17 protein-coding genes are annotated in these 18,634 nt (G+C 67.1%); 16 read left to right on the top strand and 1 reads right to left on the bottom strand.

Features of this window, described 5'->3' with window-relative positions; genetic code table 11:
• From RR1_RS18265 to RR1_RS18255, 3 genes are all read left to right on the top strand, one after another.
• Nucleotides 1–774, top strand: a 774-nt coding sequence (locus tag RR1_RS18265) for an ATP-binding cassette domain-containing protein (protein WP_083581036.1), incomplete at its 5' end; no start/stop codon positions are given.
• The gene (locus RR1_RS18260; RefSeq protein WP_010840130.1) at nt 771–2,309 is read left to right on the top strand and encodes a hypothetical protein; all 1,539 of its coding nucleotides are present in this window, start codon (nt 771–773) and stop codon (nt 2,307–2,309) included. The genes RR1_RS18265 and RR1_RS18260, both read left to right, overlap by 4 nt.
• A 133-nt stretch (nt 2,310–2,442) precedes the next feature.
• On the top strand, nt 2,443–2,937 hold the full coding sequence (locus tag RR1_RS18255; protein ID WP_143153919.1) for a hypothetical protein: 495 nt from the start codon (nt 2,443–2,445) through the stop codon (nt 2,935–2,937).
• Nucleotides 2,938–3,659: 722 nt separating this feature from the next.
• On the opposite strand, the gene adhP is transcribed toward RR1_RS18255, so the two are convergent.
• On the bottom strand, nt 3,660–4,691 hold the full coding sequence (gene adhP / locus RR1_RS18250; protein ID WP_010840132.1) for an alcohol dehydrogenase AdhP: 1,032 nt from the start codon (nt 4,689–4,691) through the stop codon (nt 3,660–3,662).
• A 188-nt stretch (nt 4,692–4,879) separates the two neighbouring features.
• Here adhP and RR1_RS18245 point away from each other — a divergent pair, with 188 nt between their 5' ends.
• From RR1_RS18245 to RR1_RS18185, 13 genes are all read left to right on the top strand, one after another.
• Nucleotides 4,880–8,674 carry a bifunctional nitrate reductase/sulfite reductase flavoprotein subunit alpha gene (locus RR1_RS18245; RefSeq protein ID WP_010840133.1) on the top strand — a complete coding sequence of 1,265 codons (3,795 nt, stop codon included), beginning with the start codon at nt 4,880–4,882 and terminating at the stop codon, nt 8,672–8,674.
• Between the two features lie 60 nt (nt 8,675–8,734).
• Nucleotides 8,735–9,130: a TOBE domain-containing protein gene (locus tag RR1_RS18240; protein ID WP_040775346.1), complete on the top strand. Its 396-nt coding sequence runs from the start codon at nt 8,735–8,737 to the stop codon at nt 9,128–9,130.
• A gap of 46 nt (nt 9,131–9,176) precedes the next feature.
• Nucleotides 9,177–9,956: a molybdate ABC transporter substrate-binding protein gene (gene modA, locus RR1_RS18235; RefSeq protein WP_010840135.1), complete on the top strand. Its 780-nt coding sequence runs from the start codon at nt 9,177–9,179 to the stop codon at nt 9,954–9,956.
• A gap of 8 nt (nt 9,957–9,964) precedes the next feature.
• Nucleotides 9,965–10,747 carry an ABC transporter permease gene (locus RR1_RS18230; RefSeq protein WP_371836794.1) on the top strand — a complete coding sequence of 261 codons (783 nt, stop codon included), beginning with the start codon at nt 9,965–9,967 and terminating at the stop codon, nt 10,745–10,747.
• Nucleotides 10,744–11,850, top strand: coding sequence for a sulfate/molybdate ABC transporter ATP-binding protein (locus tag RR1_RS18225; protein WP_010840137.1), 1,107 nt, complete (start codon nt 10,744–10,746; stop codon nt 11,848–11,850). The genes RR1_RS18230 and RR1_RS18225 overlap by 4 nt, the downstream gene beginning before the upstream one ends.
• Before the next feature lie 40 nt (nt 11,851–11,890).
• Entirely contained in the window at nt 11,891–12,361 is a 471-nt protein-coding gene (locus RR1_RS22080; RefSeq protein ID WP_010840138.1) for a hypothetical protein, read from the top strand.
• A gap of 634 nt (nt 12,362–12,995) precedes the next feature.
• Nucleotides 12,996–15,398, top strand: a complete 2,403-nt coding sequence (locus RR1_RS18215) for an SMI1/KNR4 family protein (protein WP_169847066.1) — start codon at nt 12,996–12,998, stop codon at nt 15,396–15,398.
• Nucleotides 15,395–15,838, top strand: a complete 444-nt coding sequence (locus RR1_RS18210) for a hypothetical protein (RefSeq protein WP_010840143.1) — start codon at nt 15,395–15,397, stop codon at nt 15,836–15,838. Before RR1_RS18215 ends, RR1_RS18210 begins: the two co-directional genes overlap by 4 nt.
• Nucleotides 15,839–15,934: 96 nt before the next feature.
• Nucleotides 15,935–16,342 carry a hypothetical protein gene (locus RR1_RS18205; protein WP_143153918.1) on the top strand — a complete coding sequence of 136 codons (408 nt, stop codon included), beginning with the start codon at nt 15,935–15,937 and terminating at the stop codon, nt 16,340–16,342.
• 207 nt (nt 16,343–16,549) lie between these two features.
• Nucleotides 16,550–16,969, top strand: a complete 420-nt coding sequence (locus RR1_RS18200; RefSeq protein ID WP_169847065.1) for an SMI1/KNR4 family protein — start codon at nt 16,550–16,552, stop codon at nt 16,967–16,969.
• A 46-nt stretch (nt 16,970–17,015) separates the two neighbouring features.
• On the top strand, nt 17,016–17,315 hold the full coding sequence (locus RR1_RS18195) for a hypothetical protein (protein ID WP_010840145.1): 300 nt from the start codon (nt 17,016–17,018) through the stop codon (nt 17,313–17,315).
• Nucleotides 17,316–17,430: 115 nt separating this feature from the next.
• Entirely contained in the window at nt 17,431–17,880 is a 450-nt protein-coding gene (locus tag RR1_RS18190; protein ID WP_040775355.1) for an SMI1/KNR4 family protein, read from the top strand.
• Between the two features lie 55 nt (nt 17,881–17,935).
• Entirely contained in the window at nt 17,936–18,553 is a 618-nt protein-coding gene (locus RR1_RS18185) for a hypothetical protein (RefSeq protein WP_010840147.1), read from the top strand.
• Nucleotides 18,554–18,634 lie beyond the last annotated feature (81 nt).

Below are 18,634 nucleotides of genomic sequence, written 5' to 3'. Positions count from 1 at the left end.
AGTAAGTCGTCGCTGATGCGCATTCTCGCCACGATCACCCGCCCCACCACCGGTACGGTCACGTGGAACGGTACCGACATCGTCGCTCGGCCGGAGCCGCTCCGACGCGTCCTCGGTTACCTCCCGCAGGATTTCGGTGTCTACCCGAATCTCGGTGCCGGGGAGTTCCTCCGGTATCTCGCCGCGGTCAAAGGTCTGACTGCGCGGTCGGCCAGGGAGCGGGTCGACGAGCTGCTCGAACTCGTCAATCTGACGGACACGGGCTCGCGTCCGGTGGGTACGTTCTCCGGCGGCATGCGCCAGCGTGTCGGTATCGCGCAGGCACTCCTGGGCGACCCCGAACTTCTCGTCGTCGACGAACCGACGGTCGGGCTGGACCCCGAGGAACGCATGCGGTTCCGCAACCTGCTCGGGGATCTCGCGAACGACCGGATCGTCATCCTGTCCACCCATATCGTGTCGGACATCGAAGCGATCGCCGACGACATCGCGATCCTCGCGGCCGGCGAACTACGTCGGCGTGGCACGCCCGAGGAACTTCTCCGTTCCGCGGACGGTCGGGTGTGGGAAGCGACGGTCCCGGTCGATGTCGTGCCCGAGATCCGGCAACGAGCGACGATAACCCGCACGGTCCGAACAACACAGGGCGTGCGTGTCCGTGCCGTCGCCGAAACACCTCCGATGCCGGGGGCTCGTCCTGTCGAACCCGATCTCGAAGACGCGTACGTCGACGCGGTCCACAGCCCGACGGCGCCCGCCGGGGTGACCGGATGACAGGCGCCGTCGCTGCCGTCGCGATGGCCGACTTCCGGGATCGTTCGCGGCGTCCCGCGTTCCTGGTGACGGTGCTCGGTGCTGTCGCACTCGGCTATGTTGCCGTCCCGCCGGTCTCTGCAACCTACGCAATGGTCAAGGTCGGATCGTTCCGGGGACTCTACGACAGCGCATACATCGGCATGTTGCTCGCCATGATCGGCAGCCTGTGGTTGCCGCTGTTCGGCTTCTACGTCGTCCGCGGCCGCATCGCGCGCGACATCTCCACCGGCGTAGGCGAAATGCTGTCCGCCTCCCCGTTGCGCACGCCGATGTATCTGGTGGGCAAGTACCTGAGCAACCTGATGGTGCTCGCGGCGATGGCAGCCGCACTCGCCCTGATCGCACCCGTGATGCAGCTTCTCCGCGGGGAATCCACGAGCCTCGACTTGACGACGCTCTGGCTTCCGCTCGTGCTGTTCTGTCTTCCTGTCCTGGCCGTGGCCGCCGCAGCCGCCGTCGTCTTCGAAACCGTCCCGTTCTTGCGAGGTGGTGCGGGAAACATACTGTGGTTCTTCGTGTATCCGTCGATGTTTCTCGCCGGGATTCCACTGGTCTACGGATCGGTTACCGCAGGGTTCCAGGCAGACCTGGCGGCGCAGCACCCCGGAACGGATGACGAGATCTCGATCGGGCTCACAGCGGAACCGGGCGCACTCGGGCAGTTCACGTGGTCCGGGATCGACATCGACACGACGCTCGTCGCCGCGAGTGCAGGGTTGATTGCCGCCGCCACGCTCGTCGCCTTCCTTCCCTCCCTCTGGTTCGGCCGGTTCGACCCGTCACGGCGACAACGCACTCCCTCGCATCCGTCTGCCGTACCTGCAACCGAGCCTCCCGTCGCACCGGCGTTCTCACAGGGTCCGCGAACCCTGCCACCGGGCGAGCGTGGACAGTCGTTCCCGGGGTTGCTGCTCGGCGAGGTGCGCATTCATCTGGGAAGCGTGTCCCGGTGGTGGTGGCTCACGCTCGCGATCGTGACGATCGCGGCCCTCGCCGTTCCCGCTGATCGCGTCGGCACCGTACTTCTCTTCGCATGGTTGTTGCCAGTGCTGGTGTGGTCACGCCTCGGAACACTCACGTTTGAACAGGGCGTCGCTCCCCTTGTGCAGTGCAGCGTCTCGCCTCGTATCAGACTCGTCGCCGAGTGGGGTGCAGGCGTGCTCATCGCGGCCATCGCGGGCGTCGGCCCGCTGGTGAAAATGCTGCTTGCAGCGGACGCGACCGGCGTCGCCGCGTGGGTTGCGGGCGCGACGGCGATTCCTGCCCTTGCGCTGCTGATCGGGTCGATCGGCCGGAGCGCACGCGTGTTCCAGGCTGTCTACCTGGTGATCTGGTACGCCGTGCTCAACGGGGTCGCAGCGGTCGACGTCATGGGCGCGCTCCGCACCGATGAGTCGCTCGCCGGCCCGCCCCCACTGTTGTCCTTCGGTGTCGGCGCCGCGCTGATCGCCGCCACCGCACTCGTTCAGGAGATTCGCCATGCCCGTCGTTGAAACCGCACCCCGGAAGTTCCGCCTCTCCGTCAGCGTTGCGGCACTGGCACTCTCGTCCGTGGCGCTCGCCGGCTGCACTGCCGATTCCACGAGTCACGAACAGCGGAACGACAGCTACAGTGGCACCACGGTCGTGACACTCGATTTCGATGACGTGGGAGCAAAACAGGTCGGTGTGACCACCGCGGCCCTGAGCGCGAGGGTGATCGGCTCCGACCGCGACGACATCGAGGTACGGCGCTCCTTCGAGTTCACCGACGGCGACGAGCCCGATGAACGCATCGACACCAACGGGTCCGGTCTGACGATCAGCGCGAGTTGCCCCGACAGATTCGCCGTCGGCCGCCCCACCTGCGTCGCCCTGTACGAGATCGCCGTCCCGTACGGGACTGCCGTCCAGGGGAATTCGCATTTCGGCGATCTGACGGTGAACGATACCCGTGCCCCCGTCGATCTGAACTCCCGCTACGGTGACGTCACGCTGGTCACAGGCCCGGGCGATTACGCGGTGGACGCCTTCTCGGCGACGGGCACAAGCACCATCGAGGTGCCGCAAGATCCCGCCGGCATACCGGTGCGCCTACGGTCCGGAGATGGCGCCGTCTCCGCAACGACGGACCCTCGCTGAGATGCCACCGCCGTCAGTTGCCGGCCGCACCCCTCACGATGGCCAGGCGTTCTGGACCGGACGCGTCGGTGGTGCAGGACTCGGCCGCGGAACCCCTACGCGAGCAGTCCCCCACGCGCGGCAGGCCGACCGTCTGTCGTTTACATTGATCCCGAATCGGCCGCATCAGCCCGCGGACGGTCGCCCTTCCTGCGTGGAATGATCACCTCAGAGGTCAGTGCAGCGATGAGGCGCCTCGCCCTGAGCAGCGAGAAGTACCCCGATCGCCCACGCGAAGACCAGGGGCCACAGGGCATAGGACACGACGACGTGGCCGCCACGATCAGAAACCCCTGCAAAGCCCATCCTCGCCTGGCGGAGACCTGCGCGACGAAGGTCGAAAACGGAAGTGGTTGAGATCGTTTGAACGTGTTGGGATAGAACAATTCCAACACCGGAAAGCGGCAGTCATCTCCGGGGCCAGGCTCGAGACTCGGCTCTCCTCGTCGAACCATCGATATGCCGTACCGGGACAGTTTCTGGTCGATTGTGCCCACCGTAGGGCCACCGGTTCGCACTGCCATGATCCGCGTTGTACCGATGGCGGCCCGGTGTTGCCCTGGATCAGGATGAGCATGCGCCCGCGGATGCCGCGCGTACACGAATCAACGCAACATCCACAGGCGAACAGTGTGATGCGAGGAGGTGGCGACCGGCGCGTTGCGGCCGACGCCTTCTGACGCTCAGCTCTTCATGTCCATGACCATGCGTCCTTCGATTTCGCCCTTCTCCATCTCGGTGAAGATCTCGTTGATGTCGGCGAGTGGGCGGACCTGGTAGGTCGGCGAGATCTTGCCGCGCGCGAAGAACTCGAGTGCCTCCTGCATGTCCTTGCGGGTGCCGACGATGGACCCGCGGATGGTGAGGCCGAACAGGACCGTCGTGAAGATGTCGAGCGGGAACTGGTCGGGCGGCAGGCCGACGAGCGAGACGGTGCCGCCGCGGCGCAGTGCTCCGACGGCCTGCGGGAAAGCGTGTGCGTTGACGGCGGTGACCAGTGCGCCGTGGACGCCGCCGCCGGTCTTCTCCTTCAGTTCTTCGGCGGCGTCGGCGGAGGTGCGGGCGTTGACGGTCACCTCGGCGCCGTGACGGCGCGCGAGGTCGAGCTTGTCGTCCTCGACGTCGACGGCCGCGACGCGCCTGCCCATCGCGACGGCGTACTGGACGGCGATGTGGCCGAGTCCGCCGATACCCGAGATGAGCACCCACTCACCGGGTTTGGTGTCGGTGACCTTGATTCCCTTGTAGACGGTGACACCCGCGCACAGGATGGGTCCGACGGCCGCTTCCTCGACGCCGTCGGGGATGATCGGGCAGTAGCGGGAGTCGACGAGCATGTACTGGCCGAACGATCCGTCGACGGAGTAGCCGCCGTTCTTCTGGAAGGGACAGAGCGTCTCCCACCCCGTCTCGCACCATTCGCATTCGCCGCATGCGCTCCACAGCCACGCGTTGCCGACGAGATCGCCCTCCTTGACCCGCGTGACCTCGGGTCCGACGGCGACGACGGTCCCGACGCCCTCGTGTCCCGGGACGAACGGCGGGCTCGGCTTGACGGGCCAGTCGCCGTGGGCGGCGTGGAGGTCGGTGTGGCACACGCCCGTGTAGTCGACCTTGACGAGCGCTTCGTGCGGTCCCGGTTCGGGTACGTCGATGTCGTCGATGGCGAGGGGGTCGGTGAATGCGTGGACGACGGCTGCCTTCATGGTGGTCATGGCGTGCTCTCCCTTCCTCGGAATCGACGGTAACGGGCCGGTAGAGGCCGTGTGACCGGTTCGCCGAACACCGTGACCTGCCGCCTCACCGTCGGCTCGGCACTGCCGTGAGGGAGGTGTCACCGCGGTGTCACGGCGTGTCATCCGATGCGAAACGTGTCCCCCGCACGATGGGGTGTGTGACTGCGGTGGAACGGACCGAGGTGGTACGCACGGCCTGCTCGTACTGCGGTGTCGGGTGCGGAATGCTTCTCGACGTCGGCGTGCGGGACGGCGTGCGCCGCGTCCTGGGCGTACGAGGTGATACGGAGCACCCGGCGAACCGGGGCCGGCTCTGCACGAAGGGCGCGACGAGCGCGGAGATGCTGGCGGGCGACGGCCGCGCGACGACGGCGCTGCGGCGCGCCGAACGCGGGGAGGAACCCCGGCCGGTGCCACTCGACGCCGCGATCGCGGAGACAGGATCGCGGCTGCGGGCGATCGTCGACGAGCACGGGCCGGAGGCCGTCGCCTTCTACGTGTCGGGCCAGATGACTCTCGAGGCGCAGTACCTCGTCACGAAGCTCGCGAAGGGTTTCGTGCGGACGCCTTGGATCGAATCCAACTCGCGGCTGTGCATGGCGAGTGCGGGCACGGGATACAAGCAGTCGCTCGGGTCGGACGCGCCGCCCGGTTCGTACGACGATCTCGATCATGCCGACGTGTTCTTCGTGATCGGCTCGAACATGGCGGACTGCCATCCGATTCTGTTCCTGCGCATGATGGATCGGGTCGCACAGGGTGCGAAGCTGGTCGTCGTGGATCCGCGCCGCACGGCGACGGCGGAGAAGGCCGATCTGTTTCTGCAGATCGCGCCGGGCACGGATCTGGCACTGCTCAACGCGCTGCTGCAGCAGATCGTCGCGAACGGTCACGTCGACGACGACTTCGTCGCGGAGCACACCGAGGGCTGGGACGGCATGCCCGAGTTCCTCGCCGACTACACGCCGGAGGCGGTGGCAGCGGTCACGGGACTGTCGGCCGACGACATCAGGACGGCGGCCGAGTGGATCGGCACCGCGGGCGAGTGGACGTCGTGCTGGACGATGGGCCTCAACCAGAGCACGCACGGGACGTGGAACACGAACGCGCTGGTGAACCTGCATCTCGCGACGGGCGCGATCTGCCGCCGCGGCAGCGGTCCGCTCTCGCTGACGGGGCAGCCGAACGCCATGGGCGGCCGCGAGATGGGGTACATGGGGCCGGGCCTGCCGGGCCAACGTTCGGTCCTCGACGCCGACGATCGCGTGTTCGTCGAGGACCTGTGGGAGCTGCCGCCGGGCACCATCGGGACGCAGGCGGGTGGCGGCACCGTCGAGTTGTTCGAGAAGTTGCGCGACGGCGTCGTCAAGGCGGTGTGGGTGATCTGCACCAATCCGGTGGCGAGCGTGGCGAATAGGTCGACCGTGATCGAAGGTCTCGAGGCGGCGGAGTTCGTCGTCGTGCAGGACGCGTACCGGGAGACGGAGACGACGCACTACGCCGACGTGGTGCTTCCGGCGGCGATGTGGTCGGAAGCCGAAGGGGTGTCGATCAATTCGGAGCGGTCGCTGTCGCTGTTGCCTAGGGCGGTTCCGCCGCCGGGCGATGCGCTGCCCGACTGGGAGATCATCGCCCGAGTGGCGCGCGAGATGGGGTACGACGCCGGGTTCGGTCACCCCGACGCATCGGCCGTCTTCGACAAGCTCGCGCGGGCACACAATCCGGCGACGGGCTACGACCTGCGCGGCGCATCGTACGACCGCCTGCGCGGTGGCCCCGTGCAGTGGCCGGTGGCACCGGACGGCGCTGCGCGCAACCCGATTCGGTATCGCAACGACGGCGTGAGTCGCACGCGGGTGACGCGCGAGGACGGCTCGCGGCCCGCGCTCGCGTTCGCGACGCCGAGCGGACGGGCGCGATTCCACCCGCGTCCCCACCTGCCGTCCGCGGAGCTGCCGGACGACGACTTCCCCCTCGTCCTCGACACGGGACGCGTCCAGCACCAGTGGCACACGCGTACCAAGACCGGCCGCGTCGCGAAGCTCGAGAAGCTCGCTCCTGGGCCGTTCGTCGAGATCTCCCCCGTCGACGCCGAGCGCCACGGCATCGAGGAGGGCGATCGGGTCGAGGTCGCGTCCCGCCGTGGGCGCGCCGTGCTGCCTGCCGTCGTCACCGACCGGATGCGTGAGGGAACGATCTTCGCGCCGATGCACTGGAACGACTCGTTCGGCGAGTACACGGCGATCAACGCCGTCACGAACGACGCCGTCGACCCGCAGTCGCTGCAGCCCGAGTTCAAGGTGTGCGCCGTCGGGGTGCGGCTGGTCGAGAAGGCGCCGCGGACAGCGGCTCCGGCCACCGTGCGGGAGTCGCTCCCCGAGGTGACGGTCGCATGGGCGTCGCAGACGGGGACGGCGGAGCAGCTCGCGCAGCGGTGTGCGGCCGTGCTCACCGGTGCGGGACACTCGGCCGCGGCGGTGGACATGGCGGAACTCGGCGCGAACGAACTGTCCGCGCGCGGGACGCTTCTCGTCGTCACGAGTACCTTCGGGACGGGCGACGCTCCCGACAACGGTGCGGCGCTCTGGCGTTCGCTGGCCGCCGACGGCGCACCCGATCTCACGGAACTGCGGTATTCGACTCTTGCGCTGGGTGATTCGAGTTACACCAACTTCTGCGGGCACGGCCGGCGGGTCGATGCCCGGCTCGCGGAACTGGGCGCGACGCGGCTCGCCGAGCGGGCCGACTGCGAACCCGACCACGAGCACACGGCGTCGCGCTGGCTCACCGACGTCCTGTCCGCCCTCGGAACGGTCGATGCGCCGTCGCTCGCAGACGCGCCCACCGCGCCTGCCCGGCTCGGCAGCCGCACGAATCCCGCACGCGCACAGCTCGTCGCGTCGTCGCGGCTCAGCGGTTCGGGGTCGGCGAAGGATGTACGACGCTTCGCATTCCGGTTCGGCGACGACGTCGAGTACGCCGCAGGCGACGCTCTGGGCGTGCTGCCGAGTAACTGTCCCGAGGTGGTCGACGAGTGGCTGGGCGTCACGGGTCTCGACGGCGGATCCGCCGTCGCAGAGCACGACCGCCCGTTGCGGGAGGTCCTCGCAGAGCGTCTCGACATCACGCGCGTCACGCCCGCGCTGCTGCGGTTCGTTCAGGAGCGGACGGGCGACGAGACGCTTGGCCGCCTGCTGCGGCGCGGCAACACGACGGCCCTCGACGCGTGGCTGTGGGGCCGGCAGGCGATGGACGTCCTGCGCGAGCATCGCGTCCGTGCGGAGCTCGAGGAGTGGCTGGCGGTGCTGCCCGCGCTGACGCCGCGCATGTACTCGATCTCGTCGAGCCCCCGCACGGATCCCCGGAACGTCGAGGTCACGGTCTCGGTCGTGCGCTTCGAGCACGATGGCCGCCGCCGGGGCGGTGTGGCGTCGAGCTATCTCGCCGACCGCGTCTGCGGGGACGTTCCGGTGTTCGTCACCCCCACGAAGCACTTCGTTCCGCCCGCGGAGTCGGCCACGCCGACGATCATGATCGGGCCGGGGACGGGTGTCGCGCCGTTCCGGGCGTTCCTCCACGATCGGCGGGCGCGCGGTCATCGCGGCCGCAACTGGCTGTTCTTCGGCGAGCAGCACGAGGCGACCGACTTCTACTACCGTGACGAACTGCACGAGATGCTCGGCGACGGCTCGCTCGCGCGGCTCGACACCGCCTTCTCGCGGGACGGCCGTCGCAAGGTGTACGTCCAGGATCGGATGCGGGAGAACGGGTCCCGGTTCTGGTCGTGGATCGACCAGGGCGCGCACGTCTACGTGTGCGGTGACGCGGCGCGCATGGCACGCGATGTGGACGACACGCTCGTCGAGATCGTGAGCACGCACGGGCGCCGCAGCCCCGACGAAGCGGCACGATACGTCGAGCAGCTCGCCGCCGAGCACCGGTACGTGCGCGACGTCTATTGAACCGCACGAGCGGGCGAACAAGAGGAGCGTAACCGCGTCTACTGACCTATAGTGCTCGATGTGACGCAGATACGGATTCGTGATGCCGCCCGCCTGCTGGGCGTCAGCGACGACACCGTGCGCCGATGGGTCGATCAGGGCAGCCTGCACGCCGACAAGGACGAGTCGGGCCGCAAGGTCGTCGACGGCGCGGCGCTCGCGGCGTTCGCGCGCGCGAACGCACCGGCCGCGCCCGACCTGATCGGCGCGGCGAGTTCGGCACGCAACCGGCTGACGGGGATCGTGACCGACGTCGTGGCCGACACCGTCATGGCCCAGGTCGAGATGCAGTGCGGACCGCACCGCATCGTCTCGCTCATGAGCAGCGAGGCGGTCCGCGAGCTCGGGCTCGAGCCGGGCAGCGTCGCCGTCGCGGTCGTCAAGTCGACCACCGTCATCGTCGAGACCCCCAGCTGAACATCCACTCGCACACCGACGCTTCACCAACCGAGGAGAAAGACCGATGGCGCATCGCCGCGCAGCACTCGTCCCCCTGGCCGGAGCAGCCCTGCTGCTCGCGGCGTGCGGGGGTGGCGGTGAGGCCGAGCCGGCCGCCGAGGGCGACGGCACCCGCGTGCTGACGGTCTTCGCGGCGGCGTCGCTCACCGATACGTTCACCGAACTCGAGCAGACGTTCGAGGCCCAGCACGAGGGCGTCGACGTCCAACTGTCGTTCGCGGGATCGTCCGATCTCGCGGCGCAGATCCAGCAGGGCGCGCCCGCCGACGTCTTCGCGTCGGCCGACGAGAAGAACATGGCGAAGGTGACCGATGCCGGGCTCGTCTCGGGCGAACCGGTCGCGTTCGCGTCGAACACCCTCACCATCGTGACGGCACCGGGCAATCCCGAGGGCATCGCGTCGTTCGCGGATCTGCAGCGCGACGGCCTGCTCGTCGTGACGTGCGCGCCGCAGGTTCCGTGCGGCTCGGCGACCCAGAAGGTCGAGGAAGGAACCGGCGTCGAACTGTCTCCGGTGAGCGAGGAATCCGCGGTCACCGATGTGCTGGGCAAGGTCACGAGCGGGCAGGCCGACGCAGGGCTGGTGTACGTCACCGACGCCGCGGGCGCGGGCGACGCCGTGACGGAGGTTCCGTTCCCCGAGTCGTCGAACGCAGTCAACGTCTACCCGATCGCGACGCTCTCGGACGCTGCGGATGCCGAACTCGCGCAGCAGTTCGTCGATCTCGTGAACGGCTCGGAGGGTCGTGCCGTCCTGGACGAAGCCGGATTCGCGGCGCCGTAGTGGCTGCGGTGGTGCCGTCGGGACTGCCGCGGTGGGTGTACGTGCCCGCCGCGGTGGCGGCGCTGTTCGTGATTCTGCCGCTCGTCGCGATGCTCGCGACGGTGGACTGGAGCCGGTTCGGTGAACTCGTCACGAGCGACAGTTCGCTGGACGCACTGGTGTTGAGTGTGCGGACGGCGCTCGCCAGCACGGTCGTATGCATCGTGTTCGGTGTTCCGCTCGCGTCCGTCCTCGCGCGGTCGCAGCGTCGAGGCATGTCGGTGGTGCGATCGCTCGTGCTGCTGCCGCTCGTGTTGCCGCCGGTCGTCGGCGGTATCGCGCTGCTCTACACGTTCGGACGGCGCGGGCTCGTCGGCGAGCACCTCGAGGCCGCGGGCATCTCCATCGCGTTCACCACCGTCGCAGTGGTTCTCGCGCAGTCGTTCGTGTCGTTGCCGTTCCTTGTGCTGAGTCTCGAGGGTGCGTTGCGGACGGCCGGTCGCCGTTACGACGTCGTCGCCGCGACGCTGGGAGCGTCGCCGACGACGGTGTTCCGGCGGGTCACGGTGCCGCTCGTCCTGCCGGGTCTCGTTTCGGGCGCCGTGCTCGCGTTCGCGCGCTCGCTCGGCGAGTTCGGCGCGACGCTGACGTTCGCCGGCAGTCTGCAGGGCGTCACTCGCACGCTGCCGCTCGAGATCTATCTGCAGCGTGAGACGGATCCCGATGCGGCGGTGGCGTTGTCGCTGCTGCTGGTGGTGGTCGCGGCCGTGATCGTCGTGTTCTCGCGTGCTTTCGCGCCGGAGCGGTCGTGACGGCCGCGTCGCGGGGCGAGCCCGAGAGCGGTGACGGCTTGCAGGCGCGGATCGTCGTGCCCGAGCGCGGCGTCGACGTGAGTCTCGATCTCGCGCCCGGCCGGGTGCTCGCCGTGTTCGGACCCAACGGCGCGGGCAAATCGACTGTGCTCGGCGGCATCTCGGGTGTTCTGCGTCCGGAGGAGGCCTACGTCCGGGTGGGCAGCCGGGTCCTGACCGACACTGCGTCGGGTGTCGTCGTTCCGGCGCATCGCCGGCGCGTGGCGTTGCTCGCGCAGGATCCGCTGCTGTTCCCTCATCTCGACGTGCGCGCGAACGTCGAGTTCGCACCGCGTAGTGCGGGACGGTCGCGGCGTGAGGCCCGCGGGATCGCCGATCGTCTGCTCGATGCGGTGGATGCGGCGGAGTTCGCGACCCGTCGTCCCAGCGCGCTGTCCGGTGGGCAGGCCGCGCGGGTCGCGCTCGCGCGCGCTCTCGCCGCGGACCCGCACCTGCTGCTGCTCGACGAACCGATGGCGGCTCTCGACGTCGAGACGGCGCCGATGCTGCGCACGCTGCTCGCGTCGGTGCTGCGGCGTGAGCAGCGGATGGCTGTCGTCGTGACGCACGACGTGCTCGATGCGCTCGCCCTGGCCGACGAGGTCGCGGTGATCGACGGCGGGCGCGTCGTCGAGCGCGGTTCGGTGCACGACGTCCTCACCGCGCCGCGCAGCGGATTCGCGGCGAGCCTCGCGGGACTCGACCTCGTGGAAGGCGTCGCGACGGAGACAGGGGTGCGGGCGGTCGCCGGTGGTGAGGTGGTGGGCGACACGAGCCGCGCACCGGGGCCCGGCGAGCAGGCGGTCGCGGTGTTCGCGCCGCGTGCGGTGTCGGTGTATCGCGATGCGCCGCACGGCAGTCCGCGCAACGTGTTCGCGGCGAGCGTGCGCAGCGTGACGACGCACGCGGGATTCGTCACGATCCGCAGCACGGTCGACGGCATCGGTGAGATCGCGGCCGAGGTCACGGCTGCGGCGGCGACCGAACTCGAACTCGTCCCCGAGGCGCAGGTCTGGCTCTCGGTCAAGGCGACGGAGGTCGCGGTTCATCCTGCGGCGGGGTGACCGGGGAACCGATTCGGTCGTCACTGCGTCGAAGGAGGGTATGGACCCCCACATCGTCGAGTACGCGTTCGGAACCGGGATCGGTGAGCCCACCGTGTGGCACTCCCCTGCCGATACGGAGTTCGCAGGCTTCCCGGCCGTGCGCCTCGACTTCGACGGCGACGGTCTGCTCGACGACATGATGTGGGATTCCGACGGCGACGGCATCGCGGATCACTCGATCCTCGACGCCGATCTGTGGGACGGCAGCGAGTGGGACGGCAGCGAGAGTCCGCGGTTGTTCACCGACCCGACCGGCCTGGGCACGTGGAATCACGAGGTGCCGCCGCTCGTGCCGTCGGCGGCGCCCGAGCAGCATACGAATCCGCAGTCCGTACCCCGCACGGGCGATGTGCCTGAACGCGCCACTCCGCTGCCGGATGCCGGATGCGCACCGGTCGCTGCAGACGACGGCGTGCACTGTGTGATGCACCGCGTCGCAACCGAGCAGCGACTCCGCCCTCCGGTCTGAGGGGGATTCCGGGAGCTGTTCGATATACCTCGCAGTGTCACTCGTCGCTTCGATCGCCGTCGTCGCGCGATGGTGGATTCGTGGCCGAGGCCTGGGATTCATGGACCGTCGTCAGGGCGGGATCGGCGGTCGCGCTTCTGGTCGCGACGCTGACGTTCGCGCTCCGGCGAGCCCACCGAAGTCGGCAGCCACTGCGGGGCTGAAATCCTGTGGGTCAGGACGAAATCCTCGTCGCCGCGGCGATATTTCGTGCGCACGCCCACGTCGAGGTGATGGGATCCGCTGGGTTGGTCTGGAGTGCGAAGCGTCTCACTCTCTGAGTGAGCCGGTGCCGTAGTCTCCGGCCGAAGCGGGCCCACGGACTCTAGTCGCGGCGGGGCGGGTGAGCTGCGGCGTCACAGAACCAGCATGCGGCCAGCTGATCGTTCAGCGGTACGGCGCTGTCTGGATTCCTCGACATGGAGAGTGTCGGGCTGGTGCATTACAGTTCCGGAGCAAACGCGTAGCGAATACTGGGGTGGGTAGTGAGTTCGGGGCTCAGCGCGAACAAGGGTGAGGACGCCGCGGCGGGCAGTCGGGCGGGGCGATGAATCGTCGAGCAAGGCCAGGCCGGGCGACTCGGACGGTGTGGACGGTGGCGATCGGTGTCATGGTCGCGACCGGCGGGTCGGCGGCGATGTGCAGTTCGGTGACGGACAGCGCATCGGTCACCGATGTGCCGTCGGTGTCCACCGCTACGGCGACCTACGCGACGTCCGCCGGTTCGCACGCTGCGATCGCCGCGTCCGGTGATGAGAGTGCGTCCAGCAACCTGCTGACGTTGGCGCCCTCGATGGCCGTCGCAGTGGGGCTGTTGATCGTTGCGACCTGGCGGACACGGAGAAGGAAGCCGGAACGCCCGCTGCCCGGCACGGCGATGGTTCCCGAGGGCGATCTCGATGGCGACGCGAAGAGCCGGCGAGGTCCCCGCGCCAGGATCAGGCACATCCGCGAACGCAACTCCGAAGACCGCGACGCCGCTGTCCGGCAGTGGACTTCCGTGGGTTTCATCGTCAGAAGGGACACGTACTTCCCGATCCACGGAGAGCCGGCCCTCCCCGGTGGTCGTCTGGTCGATGTGTACCTGCCGTTGGAGGGACTCGCGATCGAATGGAAGGTCGGGGGCGTCGGGGCCACTGCAGCCACCCGCAACCAACTCGCGAAGGACGCCTGGCTGCGTACCGATCCCGATACCTCGATCGAGCGCGTCGAATGGCAGTTCCGGCGCGGCCCAGGCGCAGGGACGGGGGCGACGAAGCCGAAGCCCGCGGGCCGGGTCGTCATGAGCGCCTATGGGAATCGAGTCGGGGGTCGACGAACGAGCGTCGATTGGACGAACTACATCGTGAACGGCCCGCTTTTCGGAGACGGGCACGACAACGAGCTCGACGGGGAGTCTGCGCGGATCCGTCACGAGCGGCTGATGGCGACGAAGGATGGGCGTTTGGAGGTGTTGCGGGAGTTCTTCGTCCGCAACCAGCTACCCACGGGCACTGGCGATATCGAGGTCCAGCGAGTGCAGGATTGGGTCCTCGCGAATGCCGAGCGCCAGCTGATTCCCTATTGCCACGAGGTTGCGCCGTTGACGACGCGGTGGGAGTCGTTGGCACGGGATCTCGGTTTCTGGCTCGGCGAGATCAAGATCGCACGGCATCCGGAGTATCGATGGGCCCTGCACGCAGGGGGGCCGGTGAACAGCATCCATCATCAGGCGACGATTCTGGCGATCGACCGTGTGCGTCACTACGGCCCGGTCAGCGATCCGTTGGGCCTGTCTGCATCATCGGCGTGGCAAGCAGCCAACGATCGTCCCGTCCCGCCGCAGGGGCGGAGGAAGTCGACGGACTACCTCGCCTCCTCGCAGCTGAAGTCGGATCATGTCGCGAGCGGCTCCAAAACGAAACTCATTGTGTGTCAGCCGGCTACGGAGTCGGCGATCGTCGAACTCGAAACGCATATCGGATACGCGCTACCCGATCAGTACCGCCGGTGGCTGAAAGCCACCGGCGGTGGGTGCCTGACGGCCGGGTTGGCCATGCCTTTCCCCGACGGGCGCAACGGGGTTCTGGAAGTGTTCTCGACGCCCGACGAAGCTGCACAGTTCTATCGATTCGGATTCACGGAGTGGATTCCGCCGCACTACCTCAGCATCAGCGACGTTGCTGGTGGTTCGTTGTGTATAGACCTCGCGGGAGCAGACGCGGGCGCCGTGTACTGGGCCGACTTCGACAAGTCCGCCGATCTCGATATCGCCGATGACGAGTTCTCCGAAGAGATCATGATTCGTCAGGCCGACGACTGGGACAGCTTCCTGGCAATGATCGACGCGGTTCCGATTCGGGAGCACGGGGCGCCGTTCGAGTTGGGCGGCGTCGAGACAGCTTCGAAGGATGGGGGGCACCGACCGATGGCAGTGGACTGGACTGACTACCCGTTGAACGAGCCGCTCTACGGAAACGGTGACAACGACGAGTTGGATGCGGCATCGGCACGGATCCGACACGAGCGGTTGATGGCGTCGAAGGATGCGCGGTTGGAGGTGTTGCGGGAGTTCTTCGTTCGCAACGGTCTGCCGACGGGCACGAGCGACGCCGAGGTGCAGCAGGTGCACGATTGGGTACTCGCGAACGCCGAGCGCGTGCCGGTTCCCGAGGGCCGGAAGTACGCGGATCTGACGCCGCAGTGGTTGTCGTTGGTGCGGGATCTGGCGTTCTGGCTCGGTGAGATCAAGATCGCGCGGCATCCGGAGTACCGGTGGGCGTTGCAGACCGGCGGCCTGGTGCAGGACATCGACTATCAGTCGACGGTTCTCGCACTCGACCCGGTCGTGCACGAGGGACCCGCAGCGAACCCGTTCCCCTTCGCCCGGTCGACGGCGTGGCAGGCAGCCAACAACGACCCGAGCATGCAGGACGGACTGACGGATTGGGTGGACTTCGTGAACCGGACGCAAGTGCAACTGTGGGAAGAGAACAAGAGATATCGGAAGAACCAGTGAGTTACGACATTCTGTTCCTCCGGCGTGAGCCCGGACAGTCCTTCGATGACGCTCTCGAGGCGGACGAGGAACGGCAGATCGCGGCGAGCGAGGGGATCAGTTGCGAGGACCCGCTGGTCATCGCGGCGGCCGACGAGGTGCGTCGCGCGGTGGTCGAGATGATCGGCCCGGACGCGAAAGTCGATACCGGCCGCCCCGGTATCGACATCTACGACCCGGCGACACGTGTCCTGCTGGAGTACCACTGGGAAGGCGTCAGCATCAGCACGACCTTCGGCCCCGATCCGAGCCCGGTGACCCGAATCTCCGCGGTCTTCCGTACAGCGGAGATCATCGAGCGGCTCACCGGCCTCGAAGGCTACGACCGGCAGATCGAGATGGCGCTACGTGAGCCGGGTGCGTTCGCGACGTCCGTTGCAGCGTACGGGTACTTCACCTGATAGGTATCAGGCTGTGGCACAACCGATTCGAGATATCGGAGGATCGCCGCGTTGTCGGGGGAAGGGTCACATCGAATGACGACCATGGAGGCGAACATGGGGAAGCTCGCAGATCAGTACAACGAAACCGAGATCTACATACTCGAGGACGGCTGGGACGACAGCGTGTTCGGGATCGCCGCGCTCTCCGCCACGCGTGAAGAGATCGAGGACATCGACCAGGCGGCACTGCACACCCATGCCGCGTTCGAACGCCTCCTCCGTCTCGAGTTGCTGCAACTCGGGGACTTGCTGCGCGCAGACGAGGCGGCGGCGCAGGGGATCGATCCGGAAGGCTACGACATGGTCTTCGTGCCGTGGCCGGGTGGAATCGAGGGGATGTCTACGCGGCTCCACGAACTCCTGACCGAGCCCGATGCCGAGAGTCGATGCGGTTTCTGGGCTGTCACCACCCCCGAGGGTAAGCGGATCGGCGACGCGCTACTCGAGGAGAAGGGCCGGTAGCCCGCACCTTCGCCAGGCACCGACTGGGTGTCAGGTCGCGAGGGTGGTGTAGTCGCGGATGGCGGCCGAGGGAATCCATCGGTGCAGGTAGGCGACCTGGTCGACGGGCAACTGCCGTTGGACCTGTGTTCGCCGGCGTACTTCGAGTTCGGGAGGCTCTGGAAAATGAGGGGGATAATGCGAATCGCGGAGTTTGGGTCAGCGCCCATGGCGGAGATTGCTGCACTGGAGTCCCGTTTGGCAAGTAGCATCCCTGAGCAGTATCGAATTTGGCTGAGGGCAACAGGTGGCGGCAAACTCGAGAAGGAAATAGACGTGCCGTTCCCTGGAATTTACGGGACATTGGCAGAATTCATGACCCCGAAAGAAATAACAGGTTTTTATCGATCTGGGTTCGGGGAGTGGATACCTCCCCATTACTTTCCCGTCAGCGCAGGCGCTGGCGGATCCGTTTGTATCGAACTGGGAGGAAACGATCGAGGGGCGGTATATTGGGCAGATTTTTATGGCGGCGCCGAAATCGTAGGTGACGACGACGAATATTGTGAACAAATCATGTCTCGTCAAGCAGATGACTGGAACTCGTTTCTGCGCATCATCGATAGCATTCCCATTCCTGACTTCTGAACCAGTCCTCAAACTTGGGTGCATCTGTGAGCAGTGGTTGTCGTTGATGCGGGATCTGGCGTTCTGGCTCGGTGAGATCAGGATCGCGCGGCATCCGGAGTATCGGTGGGCGTTGCAGACCGGTGGCCTGGTGCAGGACGTCTTCTATCAGTCGACGGTTCTCGCACTCGACCCGGTCGTGCACGAAGGGCCCGCGGAGGACCCGTTCCCCTTCACCTGGTCGACGGCGTGGCAGGCAGCGAGCAAGCATCCGATCCTGCAGGACGGACTGACGGATTGGGGCGACTTCGTCAGTGAGACTGAAGTGCATATGTGGGAGAAGTACAAGAGGTACCGGGACCGATGAGCTGCACCTACTGAAGAACGGACATGCTCTCCTGGCCCATGCGGTGCTGATCCACAGGGCTGTAGCGCATTACGGCGGCCGGCTACCAGCGTGTATCGACGAAAGCAGTGGGCTCATGAAGATCGTGACCAGAGGATCGTCGCCCGAGAGCGAAATCCTCTCGCTGGAGCGAGAAATGGGATATCGCCTCCCGGAGCAATACCGTACTTGGTTGAAGGACACGAGCGGTGGTCGGCTGGAGGCAATGCTGGACGCTCCATTTCCCGATGGCGATGCCATGGTGGATGGATTCCACGGGCCGAAGGGCGCCGCAGAAGGCTACCGATTCGGGCTTGCGACATGCGTTCCGCCGCATTATCTCTGTGTGAGCACCGGTGCTGGCGGGGCGTACTGCATAGAGGTGGAGGGCTCGACTGCTGGCGCAGTGTACTGGGCAGATTTTGAGGGGGCCATGAATCTTGTCGCCGAGGACGAGTACTCCGAAGAGATCATGGTCCGCCAGGCCGACGACTGGGAGAGCTTCCTCGCGATGATCGAAGCGGCTCCGTTTCCGGATCTCGAGTAGGTCGAGTGTCATCCTCTCGTATCCGAATGTGACTGTCCAAGAAAAGAAGAAGGCAATGAGTGTGAACTGGTCGGATTACGACCTGAACGATCCCCTCTACGGGGTGGGGCGGAACGACGATCTCGACGCGGAGTCCGCGCGGATCCGGCACGAGCGACTGATCGAGTCGAAGGAAGCGCGGCTGGAGACATTGCGCGGCTTCTTCGCTCACAACCAGCTCCCTTCGGGCACGAGCGACACCGATGTGCGCCGAGTGCGCGCGTGGCTGGTGGAGAATGCCGAGCGCCTACCGGTGTCGCCGCGCCGCAGTTACGCGCCCCTGACGCCCGAGTGGGATTCGCTGGCACGCGATCTCGCGTTCTGGCTCGGTGAGATCACGATCGCGCGGCATCCGGAGTATCGATGGATGCTGCACACGGGCGACGTCGCTGGGCACGCCGACTATCAGTCGACCGTCGTCGCGTTCGCTCCCGACCCACACGAAGGTCGGGCGGCGAATCCGTTCACCATCACGAGGGCGGCTGCTTGGCGTGCCGCGAACAGCGACCCGGCTCCGCCGGCGTCACTGGCGACGTGGATGGACTCCCTCGGGTCGCTGCAGGTGTGGATGGATTTCGTCGGATCCGGTGCGACGGCCGTGACCGCGCGTGATCGGGTCGGTTCGGATGGGTGACGTCGGCCTTCGCAGGCTTCAGATCGGCGTCGTGCTCACATCGGCGCTGGCCGGAGCGATTCTCGGAGCTGGGCTGCTCGC

It is taken from the genome of Rhodococcus rhodnii NBRC 100604 (assembly GCF_001894925.1).
Classification (GTDB): domain Bacteria; phylum Actinomycetota; class Actinomycetes; order Mycobacteriales; family Mycobacteriaceae; genus Rhodococcus_F; species Rhodococcus_F rhodnii.
Note: the sequence above shows the minus strand (reverse complement) of the source record. Positions and strands in the feature narration are given on the sequence as shown.

Coding starts and splice junctions, on each gene's coding strand:
- adhP (WP_010840132.1), bottom strand. CDS start 4,691: ATGACCACCATGAAGGCAGCCGTCGTCCACGCATTCACCGACCCCCTC.
- RR1_RS18195 (WP_010840145.1), top strand. CDS start 17,016: ATGCGGGATCTGGCGTTCTGGCTCGGTGAGATCAGGATCGCGCGGCAT.
- RR1_RS18185 (WP_010840147.1), top strand. CDS start 17,936: ATGAGTGTGAACTGGTCGGATTACGACCTGAACGATCCCCTCTACGGG.
- RR1_RS18190 (WP_040775355.1), top strand. CDS start 17,431: ATGAAGATCGTGACCAGAGGATCGTCGCCCGAGAGCGAAATCCTCTCG.
- RR1_RS18260 (WP_010840130.1), top strand. CDS start 771: ATGACAGGCGCCGTCGCTGCCGTCGCGATGGCCGACTTCCGGGATCGT.
- RR1_RS18205 (WP_143153918.1), top strand. CDS start 15,935: ATGGGGAAGCTCGCAGATCAGTACAACGAAACCGAGATCTACATACTC.
- RR1_RS22080 (WP_010840138.1), top strand. CDS start 11,891: ATGGACCCCCACATCGTCGAGTACGCGTTCGGAACCGGGATCGGTGAG.
- modA (WP_010840135.1), top strand. CDS start 9,177: ATGGCGCATCGCCGCGCAGCACTCGTCCCCCTGGCCGGAGCAGCCCTG.
- RR1_RS18200 (WP_169847065.1), top strand. CDS start 16,550: ATGGCGGAGATTGCTGCACTGGAGTCCCGTTTGGCAAGTAGCATCCCT.